This window comes from Desulfotruncus arcticus DSM 17038 (assembly GCF_900113335.1).
Classification (GTDB): domain Bacteria; phylum Bacillota; class Desulfotomaculia; order Desulfotomaculales; family Desulfallaceae; genus Desulfotruncus; species Desulfotruncus arcticus.
Genome location: NZ_FOOX01000018.1, coordinates 15,762 through 30,023 on the forward strand (window position 1 = coordinate 15,762; position 14,262 = coordinate 30,023).

General features: G+C 44.2%; 13 protein-coding genes and 1 pseudogene. 4 read left to right on the top strand and 10 right to left on the bottom strand.

The annotated features are described in order from the left end of the window. Window positions 1-2 precede the first annotated feature (2 nt). The 7 genes from BM056_RS19820 to BM056_RS19850 all read right to left on the bottom strand — a co-directional run bounded on the left by BM056_RS19820 (window position 3) and on the right by BM056_RS19850 (window position 6,877). Entirely contained in the window at window positions 3-401 is a 399-nt protein-coding gene (locus BM056_RS19820; RefSeq protein ID WP_165613621.1) for a Zn-ribbon domain-containing OB-fold protein, read from the bottom strand. Window positions 402-437: 36 nt separating this feature from the next. Beyond that, entirely contained in the window at window positions 438-1,604 is a 1,167-nt protein-coding gene (locus BM056_RS19825) for a thiolase domain-containing protein (protein ID WP_092473719.1), read from the bottom strand. A 64-nt stretch (window positions 1,605-1,668) separates the two neighbouring features. Then, on the bottom strand, window positions 1,669-2,451 hold the full coding sequence (locus BM056_RS19830; protein WP_092473721.1) for an enoyl-CoA hydratase/isomerase family protein: 783 nt from the start codon (window positions 2,449-2,451) through the stop codon (window positions 1,669-1,671). A gap of 143 nt (window positions 2,452-2,594) precedes the next feature. Further along, window positions 2,595-3,365, bottom strand: a complete 771-nt coding sequence (locus BM056_RS19835; protein WP_092473723.1) for an acyl-CoA dehydratase activase — start codon at window positions 3,363-3,365, stop codon at window positions 2,595-2,597. Between the two features lie 24 nt (window positions 3,366-3,389). Next, the gene (locus BM056_RS19840) at window positions 3,390-4,238 is read right to left on the bottom strand and encodes an acyl-CoA dehydratase activase (RefSeq protein WP_092473725.1); all 849 of its coding nucleotides are present in this window, start codon (window positions 4,236-4,238) and stop codon (window positions 3,390-3,392) included. 119 nt (window positions 4,239-4,357) lie between these two features. Further along, window positions 4,358-5,506, bottom strand: coding sequence for a 2-hydroxyacyl-CoA dehydratase subunit D (locus tag BM056_RS19845; protein ID WP_092473727.1), 1,149 nt, complete (start codon window positions 5,504-5,506; stop codon window positions 4,358-4,360). Between the two features lie 18 nt (window positions 5,507-5,524). Further along, a complete protein-coding gene (locus BM056_RS19850; protein ID WP_092473729.1) occupies window positions 5,525-6,877 on the bottom strand; it encodes a 2-hydroxyacyl-CoA dehydratase family protein in 1,353 nt (450 codons plus the stop codon). Window positions 6,878-7,056: 179 nt separating this feature from the next. Between BM056_RS19850 and BM056_RS19855 the strand changes: the two genes are divergently transcribed. Beyond that, the gene (locus tag BM056_RS19855) at window positions 7,057-7,305 is read left to right on the top strand and encodes a hypothetical protein (protein WP_092473731.1); all 249 of its coding nucleotides are present in this window, start codon (window positions 7,057-7,059) and stop codon (window positions 7,303-7,305) included. A gap of 166 nt (window positions 7,306-7,471) precedes the next feature. Here the strand turns inward: BM056_RS19855 and BM056_RS19860 are convergent, their stop codons facing one another. The 3 genes from BM056_RS19860 to BM056_RS19870 all read right to left on the bottom strand — a co-directional run bounded on the left by BM056_RS19860 (window position 7,472) and on the right by BM056_RS19870 (window position 10,155). Then, window positions 7,472-7,882, bottom strand: coding sequence for a MaoC family dehydratase (locus BM056_RS19860; RefSeq protein ID WP_092473733.1), 411 nt, complete (start codon window positions 7,880-7,882; stop codon window positions 7,472-7,474). Between the two features lie 23 nt (window positions 7,883-7,905). Further along, on the bottom strand, window positions 7,906-8,319 hold the full coding sequence (locus tag BM056_RS19865; RefSeq protein ID WP_092473735.1) for a cobalamin B12-binding domain-containing protein: 414 nt from the start codon (window positions 8,317-8,319) through the stop codon (window positions 7,906-7,908). A 69-nt stretch (window positions 8,320-8,388) separates the two neighbouring features. Continuing rightward, window positions 8,389-10,155: an acyl-CoA mutase large subunit family protein gene (locus BM056_RS19870; protein WP_092473737.1), complete on the bottom strand. Its 1,767-nt coding sequence runs from the start codon at window positions 10,153-10,155 to the stop codon at window positions 8,389-8,391. Between the two features lie 404 nt (window positions 10,156-10,559). On the opposite strand from BM056_RS19870, the gene BM056_RS19875 reads away from it, so the two are divergent. The 3 genes and pseudogenes from BM056_RS19875 (at window position 10,560) to BM056_RS19885 (ending at window position 14,160) form a co-directional block, all read left to right on the top strand. After that, window positions 10,560-12,503, top strand: a complete 1,944-nt coding sequence (locus BM056_RS19875; RefSeq protein WP_092473739.1) for a sigma-54-dependent Fis family transcriptional regulator — start codon at window positions 10,560-10,562, stop codon at window positions 12,501-12,503. A gap of 304 nt (window positions 12,504-12,807) precedes the next feature. Further along, window positions 12,808-12,924: pseudogene (locus BM056_RS19880) on the top strand (3-hydroxyacyl-CoA dehydrogenase family protein); the annotation flags it as partial. A 24-nt stretch (window positions 12,925-12,948) separates the two neighbouring features. Beyond that, window positions 12,949-14,160, top strand: coding sequence for a M24 family metallopeptidase (locus tag BM056_RS19885; protein WP_092473741.1), 1,212 nt, complete (start codon window positions 12,949-12,951; stop codon window positions 14,158-14,160). Window positions 14,161-14,262: the final 102 nt, after the last annotated feature.

The window sequence follows — 14,262 nt, forward strand, 5'->3', positions numbered from 1 at the left end:
CCTTATTCAATAATAAATAAAGGAGTGACACCTTCACCCGCGGTATAATTCATCCCGGTAACTGTTTTATGTGCTACGGTTACTTTTTTGGCAATCAGCTCCATACACGCTTCATCAATATTTACATTGTCGACGTTTCCCATCAACCACGGGCCTTCTTCAAGTTCCACCAGCACTACAATATAAGGCGCATTTAACCCTTCCGGAGCCACTCTGACCACTGTGTATGTCTTTATTTCTCCTCTGCCGCTTAGTTCAGCTATTTCAAGTTCAGTGCTTCCGCAATTATCGCAGCATAATTTAGGCGGGGTAGTATAACCGCCGCATGTAAAACACTTGAGGCCCAACAGTTTATTTTTCTTTAACGCCTCATAATACTGCTTGTGTGTCAACTTATACATAGCAACCTCCATTCTAATGTGGAATGTATGTCCCCTTTATCTCCTTAAAATAATGTTCACTATGGTACCGGCATCCCCACCCAAGGTATCCGTCATGCCGGTTTTCGCACCTTCAACCTGCCTTTGCCCACATTCTCCCCGGAGCTGCTTAACAATTTCATATACCTGCGCGGCACCAGTGGCTCCAATTGGGTGCCCCTTGGCTTTCAGCCCGCCTGACGGATTGATCGGTATTCTCCCGCCAATTTTGGTTTCACCTGTTTCCAAGGCTTGACTGCCTGTGCCGAATTTGAAAAATCCAAGACATTCACTGGCAACTATTTCAGCTATGGTGAAACAATCATGAAGTTCGCAGACATCGATATCTTGGGGTCCCAATCCCGCCATCGCATAAGCCTGCTGCGCCGAGGCAACCCGGGATTTCATGACCGTAAAGTCTTTTTGTCTGCTTAAAGAGCCAGCTGAACCCTGCCCGGTACCAAGTATATAAACCGGTTTTTTAACCATTTTTTTAGCTTTTTCCTCGGTTGTAAGGATTAATGCCGCAGCACCGTCTGAAAACGGGCAGCAGTCAAAAAGCTGCAGGGGATCACAAACCATGAGGCTGTTTAAAACAGTGTCTACGGTTATTTCTTTTCTGAACTGCGCCAATGGATTATTGATGCCGTTTTGATGGTTTTTTACAGCTACCAGAGCCATTCTCTCTTTAAGTGCAGGTAATGGAATACGGTACTTCACGGAATACATGTGGGCCATCATGCCAAAAACTGCCGGAAAGGTCAGCCCGCAAAACTCTTCATACCTGCTGTCTGTTGCCATGGCAAAGGTTCTGGTGGCCAGGGGGGTGCCCATGTGCATTATTTTTTCAACGCCTCCGACAAGAACCGTATCGTAAAACCCCGAGGCTACCCACATAAAAGCGTCTCTGACGGCAACTGAAGCGGTGGCGCACGCACCTTCAAATCTGGTAGCCGGGGTTCCGTGCGACAAGCCTAATTCACAAGCTATAAATCCAGCTATATTGGCTTGCCCTTCGGCGAAATCCCCAAGGCAGTTGCCGATAAATAAAGCCTGTATATCCGCAGGCTTGATGTTGGAATCATTAATTGCTTCCCACGCCGCCTCAGAAAACAGTTCCACCAGGCTTTTATCCGTAGGACCGAACTTGGTCATTCCCACCCCGGCGACAGCAACCTTTCTCATTTCAACTCACTCCCATAGTTTTTAATGTGTTGAATCTGCCAGTTCGTTTATGACTAATGTTTATTTATTTAGTAAAAACCGGCTTGCGCTTTTCCAGGAAAGCTCTTACACCCTCCTGGTGTTCTATTGTCTGCATACAAAGTCCCTGGGCATAAGCTTCGTACTCAAGTGCACTTCGCAAATCCAACCACAAGCTCCGGTTCATCAAAACCTTGACCAGGCCGATTTGCCGGGAAGGCCTGCTTGATATCTCCCTGGCCATTTCCAGGACAGCCGGGTCCAGATTTTCCGGCGGCACAACCCTGTTGATCAAACCCATGGATGCAGCTTCTTCGGCTGTTATCTTTCTGCCGGTTAACGCTAACTCCTTTGCCCTTGGAAGTCCCAGGATCCTGGGCAGAAAAAAAGTGCCCCCGGCATCAGGAACCAGCCCCACGGGTAAAAAAGCCTCTGCAAAAACGGCTTTACTGGAAGCAAATATCAGGTCCGTGGCGAAACAAAGGTTGCATCCACCTCCAACGGCAAACCCGTTTACCGCCGAAATAATGATTTTTTCCATCTCAAATATTTTTAATATCAAGCTGTTAATCAGCTGAAGATAAGATTTACCTTCCATAGTGCCCAGCCCCGCGGATAAATACTTGATATCGCCGCCGGCCGAATAAGCTTTGCCGGTGCCGGTCAATATAATTACCCGGCAATCTTCTTTTCTCTCCAGGTTGTCCAAGCCCCGGCACAAATCTTTAATCATTTCAGAAGTCAATGAATTCATGTTGTCAGCGCGGTTCATAATGACCTTATATACGCCTTCTTCAATATAATTAATAAGAATATTTGAATAATTCATCCGAGGCCAACCTCCTTTGGCGCATGATCTCCTGTAATTTGTTTAAAACCTTCAATAACCTTGGTCATTAAAAGTTCACCCCAATCAACTGCTAATGTCCGCCGGTTATGACATGAGGATTAAAAACTGTTTTTGTCACCGGTTCAAGTTTTCACCGAAGCCATGATTGCGGCACCAATTGCTCCGCTGATAAATGGCTCCCGATGGACTAACAGTCGTTTTCCAAGCGCTTTTTCAAGCATGGCCACCAACCCTTTATCTTTGGCACCACCTCCCGTCATGGCACAATTTTCTTCAAGTTTTACCTTTTGAACCATGCTATAGATTTTTATGGCCATTGAATGATGCAGCCCGGCGATAATATCCTCCTTTTTAATACCTTCGGCAATACGCGAGATGGCCTCTGTCTCGGTAAAGACCGAACAACTGGTGCCGAATCTTACCGGGTTGGTTGACATTATTGAATAATCGCCCATTTGATCGATGCTTAATCTCAAGACTTTAGCAATGATTAAAAGGGTTCTGCCGCTGCCGGCTGCACAACGGTCATTGATCACACAATCCGCGATTTTACCATGTTCGGTTAGTTTGATAACCCTCGTTGACTGGTCGCCGACTTCAATTACAATCCTCGCTGACGGGAAAAGGTATTTCATTCCCCTGGCCTGGCAGGCAACCTCGGTGTTATAGAGGTTGGGGTAAGTCAGAAATGATGCCCCCAATCCTGTTGTCCCAATAATTCCCAGGCTGTCGTAATGCAAATTTGCCTTTGCCAAGGCCCCATCAAGCGTGTCGTGCGCAGCTTTATAAAAATTGCCGCCCACAGGTTTGGTGTAATACGCAAGTAAATTGTCACCATGCATGATTACAGCCTTGGCCATTACCGAGCCTATGTCAACACCTGCCTTGTACATGCGGCACCTCTTTTCATCCGCCGTTTATTCGTTTTCATTAAAAAAGGTTACTGCTTCCAGTTGCCGGCCTGACTTGACGCTCCCGATCACACCTTGATCCAGATTTTGAGCCTTTTCCCGCGCTATTATGGCTGCCCCCAGGGCGCCGGTAATTAAAGGTTCACGGGGTATTAACACCGGAAAGCCGATCCGGTCTGCCAAGTACTTGCGCAGTCCGGCATTTTTTGCACCCCCGCCGGTCATTACAACGTCTTTTTCGATCACGATTTTACTTACCATGGAGAAAACTCTGCCGGCCAGGGCTTTATGTAAGCCGGCCAGTATGTCCGCTACCGGAACTCCTTCTGATAAACGCAATAATATCTCCTGCTCGGCGAAAATGGTGCATGTTTTACTTATCTCCGCCGGCTCGCCGGACAGCAGCGATATCTCTCCTATGTCCCCCAATTGCAAGCCCAGTGTATCCGAGATAATTTCCAAAAATCTACCGGTACCTGCCGCGCATTTATCGTTCATAATAAAATTGCCCGTCTTGCCGTTCTTTACTTTTATACCCTTGCAATCCTGCCCTCCTATATCTATTACCGTTCTTACGGTGGGGAAGAGCCAATGCACCCCCCGCATGTGACAGGTTATTTCACTTATCTGGGTATCGGCAAATGGTACGTTTATACGGCCATAACCGGTTGCAACGATATAATCCAGCCGCTGAAAATCTTCGGGGATTGGTTCCAGCGCTTTTTTCATTATTTCGTGGGCCAGTCTTCTATGTTCAGCTCCGGTTGGTTCAATAACAGTATTCAGTATTGTTTCATCTTCCATGATCACAACTTTGGTAATTGTCGACCCAATATCAATTCCGGCTATTAACACCTGAATCCCCTCTTCGGCAAAATAAAGGATTGGTTACTAATCAGGTAATTAGAATTCAATACTCAAAATTCAGAATACTACAAGACGATAAACCGCTGTCTCATGCTGCTCCTGTTTTTTTACAGACTTTCCGCAAAAGCCTGGAATCTCGTTCTTAAAGGCTCCAAAGCTGTTGTGGCATAATCCTGCTCAATCACCAGTGTCGGCAGCCCCATGCTTGCAAAATAATCCCTCACTTCGGGAATCTCATAACCGTGGATATCGCAATTACGGATGATGTTCATATATACACCGTTTACATTCCAGTCTTGCGCCATTTTCTTAAGGTAGGCAAACCTGTTTTCCAGGTCTTCAGCCCTTGTTTTTCTGGTATCTCTGAATGTGCGGGGACATACAATCTTTTTCAGGTAACGAATGGCAAGACTCTCGAACGGGTCATCAAGCTCATCGACGTCAATCCAAAAACTCCTTGAACCGATGGCGGTATCATCAATTACTATATTTAAATCACAGCTCTCGATCAGGTCTGTGAAAGCTACATGGTCGATTAGAGAGCCCCAGACAAGAATGCGGCCGCTTTTTTTTCGCGGACCGTCCGTTCTTTGCTTGACTTCCTCGATAACTTCTTCCAGTAACTGATTGCCGTCTTCGGGAGGTAAGCTCATAATGGACACCATAACTTTTAACATTTCCGAACCGGATATCAGCGGCGGATCTGATTTGTTTAATCCATAAAGCCGGCGCACCAAGCTTCGCTGTTTGTTGTGGATCTTAATTGCATCCTTAATGTCGGCGATGGTCGCCTTTTTGGCGGCACTTTTTTCTAAAACTTCTTTCATATAAATGATCTGGGCTTTAAAAAAATCCAGTGCCGCGTCTCGATCCGTATGTGGCACATCCAGATAGTAAGAGCAGGGATTATTAATATAGGACCTCCATATATAACTGACCCTTTCCGCTCCATCGCACGCGTGGGCCCCGATAAAAGCATCGATGTAGTCGTATTTACCCTTGATTGCAATATCCATGATACTTCTGTAAAAGTAGCACATTACCGTGGGCAGGTAGGTATCGGCCTCGGTTAAAGGCTCATTCATATCACCGATAATTCTGAAAGGCACATAATCCAAGGCGGTCACTAACTCCGAAGGGGGGTAACAGCAAAAATATCCCGCAGTTTTCTTCCCCGCTGCTTTAAAACTCCTGGCCACGCTATCCCGGTTCAGGTAGATTTGCTCGGCCCTGGCCAGACCTTTGTTAGTGTTCATCTATAATACCCCCTTAGGCTACCATGCAAAGCCTTCTTTTTTTCTGATCTCCCGGTAGTAATCCATTGTCTCAATAAAAGCATCAATTTTTGTGTGCGCTTCCTCTTCATTAAATACCCTCAGGTCTACAATATCCCCCTCAACAACAACTGACGGCACTTTGAATTTTTCCATTAACAAATTGCGCACATGCATCAGTGTATACGTAGCCGGGCGGCAAGACATCAGTGGGTGACAGAATAAACCGTCGACCCTGTAATCTTGAACCCACTTTAAATATGGCGCGGTAAATAGAGCCGGCTCCGTATTATGAATTCTCGCTTCGGGAACATATTCGTGGTATTTATGATAGGAATACCTGGCTATAAGTTCCAGGGGATCTTTTATCCCCTCCTTTTCAGATTCAGGCAGAGGGCCAGGGGCGTGATAATTCCAGCTTTCAATAACAAAAGCGATGCCATGTTTCCCGGCAAATTCATCAAATATGCCGAGGGTATGCCACGGCGGCAGCTCACTAAAAGCCATCCGGTATTGCTCATTTGGAATAGCGCCTATTTGATGATCAACTTTATGTTTAACTTCCTGGTAAACCCTTTTATAAAACTCCAGGGCTTCGGGATCATCCGGCAGGTATAGATGTGGTATCATGAGGGCCCAAAAGTCGGTATTAACGGCCGGAGAGGGTACTGCTTTCCGCAGGATATCCACTTTATGAGCCAACTCATGCGTTTTAAAAAGTGTATCCAGCCTCTCGTTAAGATTGTCCCAGTCCATTTTTTTGCCTAACAAGTTTTCCATAAAAGAAACAAACTCTTTTAGTTCCCTGACCATGAACCGGATATTCTCTTCTTTATTATTTTTCAAAAAATATTCCGGAACACCCGTTTGAGGGAACTCCAAGGTCCATACAGGTACGTCCATATAACGGCCAAGGCTCTGGAACCATTTATACCTGGCATCACAAGCAGCCCCACAGGCTAAAAGGAAAACCGGTTTTGGCATGCCCCCGCCGGGAGCATCCTGTGGGATAACAAAGTTATTCTCTTGTAGCCTGCGGGTATAACCGATACAGTTTCTCGCGTATCCACAAGTGGTGTTGGGAATGCCGTCGCTTTCCGCATAATCAAGGTAAGGCTCCGCCTGTCTTACTGCCGCGCAAAAGGCACCGTAGTTTTCCGGGTAACAGAGTTCAACGCCCATAGCCTTTGCCAGGGTGCCACCCAGCCACCAATCAACCATTGACCAGGCCACCGGTTTTCCTTCCTCAGCGGTTGCCCGCGCACTGGCAAGAATCCTTTTGCCGAAATTGCCGGCCTCCCTGGCAGTTTGCAACGTTTTGGCTGATGATTTTTTCTTTTTGTCTGCGACCATGTTAACACCTCCTTTGAATTTTAACCTTTATTTTTAAAAGATTTTGGATTCTACCTTATCCTTGCATGATTCTCACCAAATTCAGCATTTATTTTCACCTCAAAATCATCATCCACAATTTCAAATGGAGCCAAAATAAAGTATAATAATGGAAAACCACAAAAAAAGGAGTGTGTAAAATGAAACATGCGGGTTTTGAAGAGCAGGCCAAAGAAATATTGATTCAGGTATTACCAGGTTGTCTAAATTACCTGGAGCAAACCGGCGCCAATAGTCATTCAGACCTATCGATGGACGAGTTGTTAAATATCGCAACCGAAATAGAGGGGACTGAAACCGGCCATGCTTTAACTTTTTCATATCAACTCATCAAGGCAGCTCTTGCAACTAATCAGGAGTCAGGAGTCAGAAGTCAGGAGTCAGAATAAAAAACCGCCTGAAAACAAAAGAAATTAGGAATTAGATTGAAAAAACGGTTTATCATCTCTAATTATTCTGAATTCTGACTGCTAAATTCTGAATACTTCAAATTTTTATGCAGGTGTAAGTTCAGACTTATACCTGCATAAGCACATGCCAAACCTGCGTATGATATTATTCTTTATACATAACCAATGCTTCACCCGCTACGACTTCTTTGCCGTTTTGATTAATACAGGTAGTTTTTAAACTAATTTGTTTTTTTTCCGGGTATTTTTCCAAAACTTCAACTTCGGCGGTAATAGTATCGCCGATATATACCGGGGCACGGAAATTAAGGGATTGGGATAAATAAACCGTCCCCGGCCCTGGTAATCTTGTACCCAACAGCGCTGAGATCAGGCCCGCTGTAAGCATTCCGTGCGCAATCCGGTTTTTAAACATGGTTCCGGCAGCATATACGCTATTAAAATGAACCGGGTTAAAGTCCCCGCTGATGGCCCCATAGAGAGCAATATCTGTCTCAGTTATTGTTTTAGCAAAAGATTCTTTGGCCCCAACTTGGATTAAATCATATTTACTCAAATGAAAGCCTCCTAACAGGTTTTTTAATTAGCCATCTTTTTTTGCATAGACTCCAATACACCATTGACAATGGCCTCTCTTGACGCCCCGCTGGGGAACACATTATCGAAACCCATTTCTCGCAACTTGGGTATATCCTTTGGTGGAATTACTCCCCCCATAAGAAAACCAACGCTTTTATCATACTCCTTCTTTTTGGCCAAGTTCATAAGCAGCTTTCCGATACTCAAATGGGCGCCCGATAACGAGCTTACTCCGACAGCCTGAACGTCTTCATCTATGGCAATCTTTAGCGCTTCTTCCGGGGTGGCATTGCCCAGGTAAACTACCTCCATGCCGGCATCCCTAAGCATCCCGCTAACCGTTAATATTCCCCTGTTGTGAGTCTCCGGACCTAAACAGCACATCAGAACTTTAGATATTCTTTTTTGTTGCATTTGAATTCCCCCAGTGCTTTTAATCTTTATATCGTTAATAAGGTGGTAAATATAACTATGCTTATCAAATTAGAAAAAACTGGGTTTTATCCACAGGCCAAAGGCTTCCTTGAACACTTTCCATTGTTCCCCCACGGTGCAACCAGCCCGGGAACAGTCAAGCGTATAAGGAACAATATTGACTCCTTTTTGGCAAGCATCTTTTAGAGCATTTAAAGCACTCTCCACTTTTTGCGGATCTCTGTGGGCTTTATGCTCCTTGAGCCTGTTGATTTGTTTTTGCTCCGCGTCTTCCGGGTACCTGAAAGCCTCAAAATCTTCTCCGCGGGCGCTTTTTTGCCAGTTATGGGCTACTATTTTTATTTCTCCGCTCTCGATTTTTTTATGTTCATTGTAAAAATATTTATAGATTTTACGCAGCAGGAACCCATTACTAACCGCGTTAACGTATCCGCCCTGCTCCTCAATGGCAGTGATTTCCTTTAAAATCTCCCTTTCGATTTCATTAGTCAGAAATTCAACGTAGAAAGATCCGCCCAGGGGGTCTACGACCGCGGTGATACCCGTTTCGTGTTCCAGGATCTGCTGGTTGCGCAGTGACAGCAAGGATGCCTCTTCGGATGGAATGGCGTATGCTTCATCATAAGAGTCAACGTGCAGGGATTGGGCGCCGCCCAGCACCGCGGCTAATGCTTCATAAGAGGATCTGATAATATTATTCAGCGGTTCTTCCCGCACCAGGCTGATTCCGGAAGTTTGCACGTGGCAGCGCATCCACATTGACCTGGGGTTTTTGGAATTGTATTTATACTTCATGATCCTGTACCACAGCCGTCTTACAGCACGTAGCCTGCAAACCTCTTCAAAGAAATCCATTGCCGGTGACCAGAAAAATGCCAGCCTTTCGCCTACCCAGTCAACATCATGACCCCGCCTGATCATTTCATCCAAGATTTCCATGGCATGGGATAATGCTACCGCCATCTCGGTAACCCCGGAAGTGCCGAATTCCCGCAGGTTATAACCATTCAGGGTGATGAAATTCCAACGGGGCACATTCTGCCTGATAAATTCAATATTATCGCATTCAATGCGAAAACAATCCTGTGGGGGAATATACTCGGCGGCATTGCGAACTAATTCCTCCAGGGTGACGTCATTTTGTACGCTGCCCCGCAACTGGTCCCAGGGAACACCCCTGCGCTCCGCCAGAACAAGGTACATGGGGAATAAAATGGCGGTGTTTGAGGGGTAATGAGTAACTATGGAAGATGTTTCTTTGCCGATATCAATGTCTTTGAACAACAGTTCCCAGTCATCGACATAATCAATACAGGCCCCGCAAGAACCAACTTGCCCTCTTGACATCGGGTTATCTGAGTCATACATTTGTATTGTTGGCATATCAAAAAGAATATTCAGTCCCGTGGCGCCATGCTCCAGCAAGAATCTCATTCTGGCGTTGGTATCTTCCGGTGCCCCGAAACCAACCAACTGGCGTTGAGTAAATGTTCTGCCCCTGTACATATTGGGGTGTATGCCCCTGGTAAAAGGTTCATGCCCGGAAAAACCGAGGTCTTCATTGTAGTCAATGTCACGTATACTAAGCGGCGTATACAGTAATTCCCTGGATAATTCCGAACCCAGTACGGTGCTGGGAGTCATGTGCCAATTCTCCCGGTCCTCTTTCCGAAGTTTGTTCTCTTGCCAGGCGCTGAATTCACTGCTGAGTTTTTCTAAAGCCTCCGGGTTAAAAAGTGGCGTGTGACTTTGACCGGCCATACTTTTTTCCAAAATCTCCGCAGTCTTCCGGTTGTCAGTGTTTAATTCCAACATATTTACACTTCCCTTCTATAAGCTGCTTGGTTAAAGCCAATAAAAAACATTAAAACATTTATCACTCCTCACTAAATGCTTTTAATTGCCGACGCAAAATACCGGTGAAATTAGTTCTTTTGATTGATCAAGGAAATGAATAGATTTAAAAAATATGTAAAACTTTAACTAACCCCCCTTTTTCTAATGGTTTGGAATAGATATAATATACATGCCGAACCATATTTTCTGAATTTTTTAAAAAAAACATCTTGAATGAATATTCTTTTTTTTAAATGTATTAAGGCTCGACATTTACTGAGCTAAACAGAGTAATTTTTTTGTTGTTTATATCCCATGTTTATATCCCAAATATTGCAAAAGCTATGCCACACTAATAAAGGAATTGAGAAGGAGGTGACAAAATGAAGAATAAGTGGAGGGAGGCTATAAGAAGCGGGGATTTCACCAAGTTTGGAGAAAAACCGGTTGTTTCCAAGTCGTGGACAAGGAGTGCGGGTTTTGGTATCAATCCATACCAATTAAATAATAAGGACGACCAGTTATCCTCTTATGAGCTGAGAGAGTATAGAGACAAATACAGCGAGTTGGTTTTCATAGCTAATCCGATTATCAATGACCTGTACTTCAGGTTAAAAGGAACAAACACCGCGATTTTTTTAATTTCCAAGGAAGGTTATATTCTTAAGGCTTTAGGCGACGACAGTATTATGAGCGTGGCAAGAAAAATTATGCTGGTGGAAGGCGCCAATTGGCATGAAAATAGTAAAGGAACGAACGGCATCGGCACAGCCCTGTTGGAACAAGCGCCGGTAGACGTTTTGGGAGAAGAACACTTTTGCGAGCCACTTCATCATTTGGGTTGTTTTGCCGCTCCAATATTCGATATTAATCAAAGTATAATCGGCCTTCTGGATGTAACAACTTTGTCAAAACATACTCATAAATGTTTATTTGCGTTTGTAAGCGCCGCGTCAAAAGCCATTGAGACTCAACTATATGCTTATAACCTGAAAAAAAAGCTGATTCACAACGCAAAACAGTCATTTGCCATCTTAGAGCATTCAGAGTGCGGCATTATCCGGGTAGACCAGGCGGGGCACATTACCAACGTAAATTCAATGTGCAGTAATTTACTTCATCTGGATAACCATCAACTGGTAGGCTCTAGTATAGAGAATATATTACCTTTAAAAACTTCGTTCAAAGACATGCTGAAAAAAGGTTTTGTCTGCGACTCCGAACATTTGGAGATAGAATACAAGCAGGATAAGTATACTTGTGAATTAAAACAAATATACGGCCCGTTGGGAGAAACACTGGGAGCAGCTTTTTATATTACCCCCCGCAAATCCATCCTGATTGTGAAGGCTAAGAGCGTACAGCCCCAAATGGCGTCTGATATTACTTTTGATAATATAATCGGCAATTGTCAATCAATAAAATCCACCTTTAAGCTGGCCAGGCGTGCTGCCGCGACCAAGCTGAATATTTTACTGACCGGTGAAACAGGAACGGGCAAAGAGGTTTTCGCGCGGGCGATGCACAATGAAAGTGTTTATTATAAAGGTCCTTTTATTGCTATTAACTGCGGCGCCATTCCTGAGACACTTATAGAAAGCGAGTTATTTGGTTACGAAGACGGGGCGTTTACCGGTGCCAAAAAAGGCGGACGTATGGGAAAATTTGAAATAGCTAATAAGGGTACGGTTTTTTTAGATGAAGTGGGAGAAATGCCCTTGCACATGCAGGTCAAGTTGTTGCGTTTTATTCAGGAAAGAGAATTTGTCAGAGTGGGAGGCAATAAAACTATTTCCGTAGATATAAGGCTTATTGCGGCAACTAACCGAGACCTGAAAGAAGAAGTGAAGCAAGGGAGGTTCCGGCAGGATTTGTTTTACAGGTTAAACGGGTTAAATATCCATATACCGCCCCTTGTAGAACGAAAGGAGGATATTATTCCCCTGGCTGAACACTTTCTTGAAAAGACAGGCTTTCGCTGCATGATATCACCTACCGCCATTAACATGTTGATTAACTATAACTGGCCCGGGAACGTCAGGGAATTGGAAAATGTTATTGAACGAGCTGCCAGTTTATGCGATGAGGGAATAATAAAACCCAATAATTTACCGGAAGAGATCAAACAAAAAAAACAGGTAATCATGTCCGATGTATATGGCAAAACATACAAGTTAAGAGAAATGGAATCCGTGACCATCTATTCAACACTTAAAAAATATAATGGTAATTGCACGATGGCTGCAAAAGAATTGGGTATCAGCCGGACAACCCTGTACAGAAAACTTAAACAGTACAATATTGATAAAGAAGAGTTTTTAAATTAAACACAGTAACTTTTTGTTGCGTAACACTCCCTGAAAGGTAACTATGATATGCCAGGCGGTCACATATAAGGTTAAATGGGGTGTAAAGCAGCGCCGGCTCTTTATTCTCCGGGCACCTTGTTAATATATGTCTTTTTATTTCGAGCATAATTTATAAGTCGAAAGCCCAAAGTCATTTTAGGTACTTTTAACTTTGGGCTTTTGATTTTCGGCCTTGGATAATAAGCTGGCCAGGATTATGCAATACCCATTTAATAAAAGGAGGTGCATAATACCTAATGGAAATCAAAAAAATTCTTAAGCAGGTTTTGGTGACTCCAAGTACAGGCCGTGCCCGCTGCTTCGCAAGTATGTTGCCGCGGGCCGGCTTGGCAGAAAAACAGGCCGGGTTTTTTACGAATACGCAGATGCTTTTTTTTAATCTTACAGGTTAAAAGGTGATGAAATGCCAAATTATAAAGAAACATATCTAACCCCTAAAACAGAGTTGATTAAAAGAATTAAAGATTTTCAAAGCATGATGCAAACGGAAGATCTTGACGGGGCTCTAATCAGTCAAAGCGCCGATATAGTATACTTTTGCGGAACATATCAGGATTTACATTTGTATATACCTGCCGCCGGCAAACCGGTAATTATGATACGCAGAAATATAGACAGGTTTAGAACAGACTCGAAACTTGATGATTACCCGGTAATTAAGCTGCGTAAATTTTCAGAGATCATCCGTAATATCAAAGAGCATGACTTGCCGGTGCCCAAGAGACTTGGTTTGGAGCTTGATGTAATTCCCGCCTCCGTGTACCTGAAGTATAAACAGTTATTTGCCGGAGCCGATCTTATTGATTGTTCATCCTTGATACGCAGACAGAGAGCAATAAAATCAGACTATGAAATAGCAAGGACAAAAGAAACCGCCAAAATGATGGACAATATTTTCAACGCTTTGCCAAGTATTATCAAACCGGGGAAAAGTGAATTCGAACTGGCGGGGGACATTGAGAAGATCGCCCGGCGTGAAGGTCATCAGGGGTTGATCAAAACCCGGGGCTTCAACGCGGAGTTCTATTTTGGTCAGCTGCTCTCGGGTCCCAATTCCGCTATGTCCAGTTATTTTGACGGGCCGATAAACGGCATCGGATTATACCCTGAATTTCCATTCGGTCCCGGAGAAAAGATCATTGAACGGGAAGAACCCGTTTTATTCGATTACGTTGGGGCAAAACACGGTTATATTGTTGATATCACAAGAACCTTTGCCATCGGCGAGGCACCGGATATGATTGACAATGCGTATAAAGTAGCCGAGGAGATTCAACAAGTAATACTTGCCAAAGCATTACCCTGTATGCCCGCCGGTCATCTTTACGACTTGGCCTTTGAACAGGCCCAAAAACACGGACTCACAGATTACTTTATGGGCGCGCCCTATCCCGTTTCATTCGTTGGGCATGGTGTGGGGTTGGAATTAAATGAACTGCCGGTTTTGGCCAAGGGTGTAAACACTCCGTTGGAAGCAGGAATGATTATGGCTATCGAACCAAAATTTGTCTTTCCGGGCATCGGGGGTGTGGGGTTGGAAAATACTTTTGTCATGTCCAATACCGGCTTGAAAAAACTATGTTCTTTTCCCGACCAGACAATAATCAGGCTTTAACCCCCAAAATGCCGGTAGTCAACTAATTTTTTAACATCATTAATTATTTGCAACTCCGCAATAATTTTCATTAAAGCAGATGGCAAATTATTTTCCGAAAAT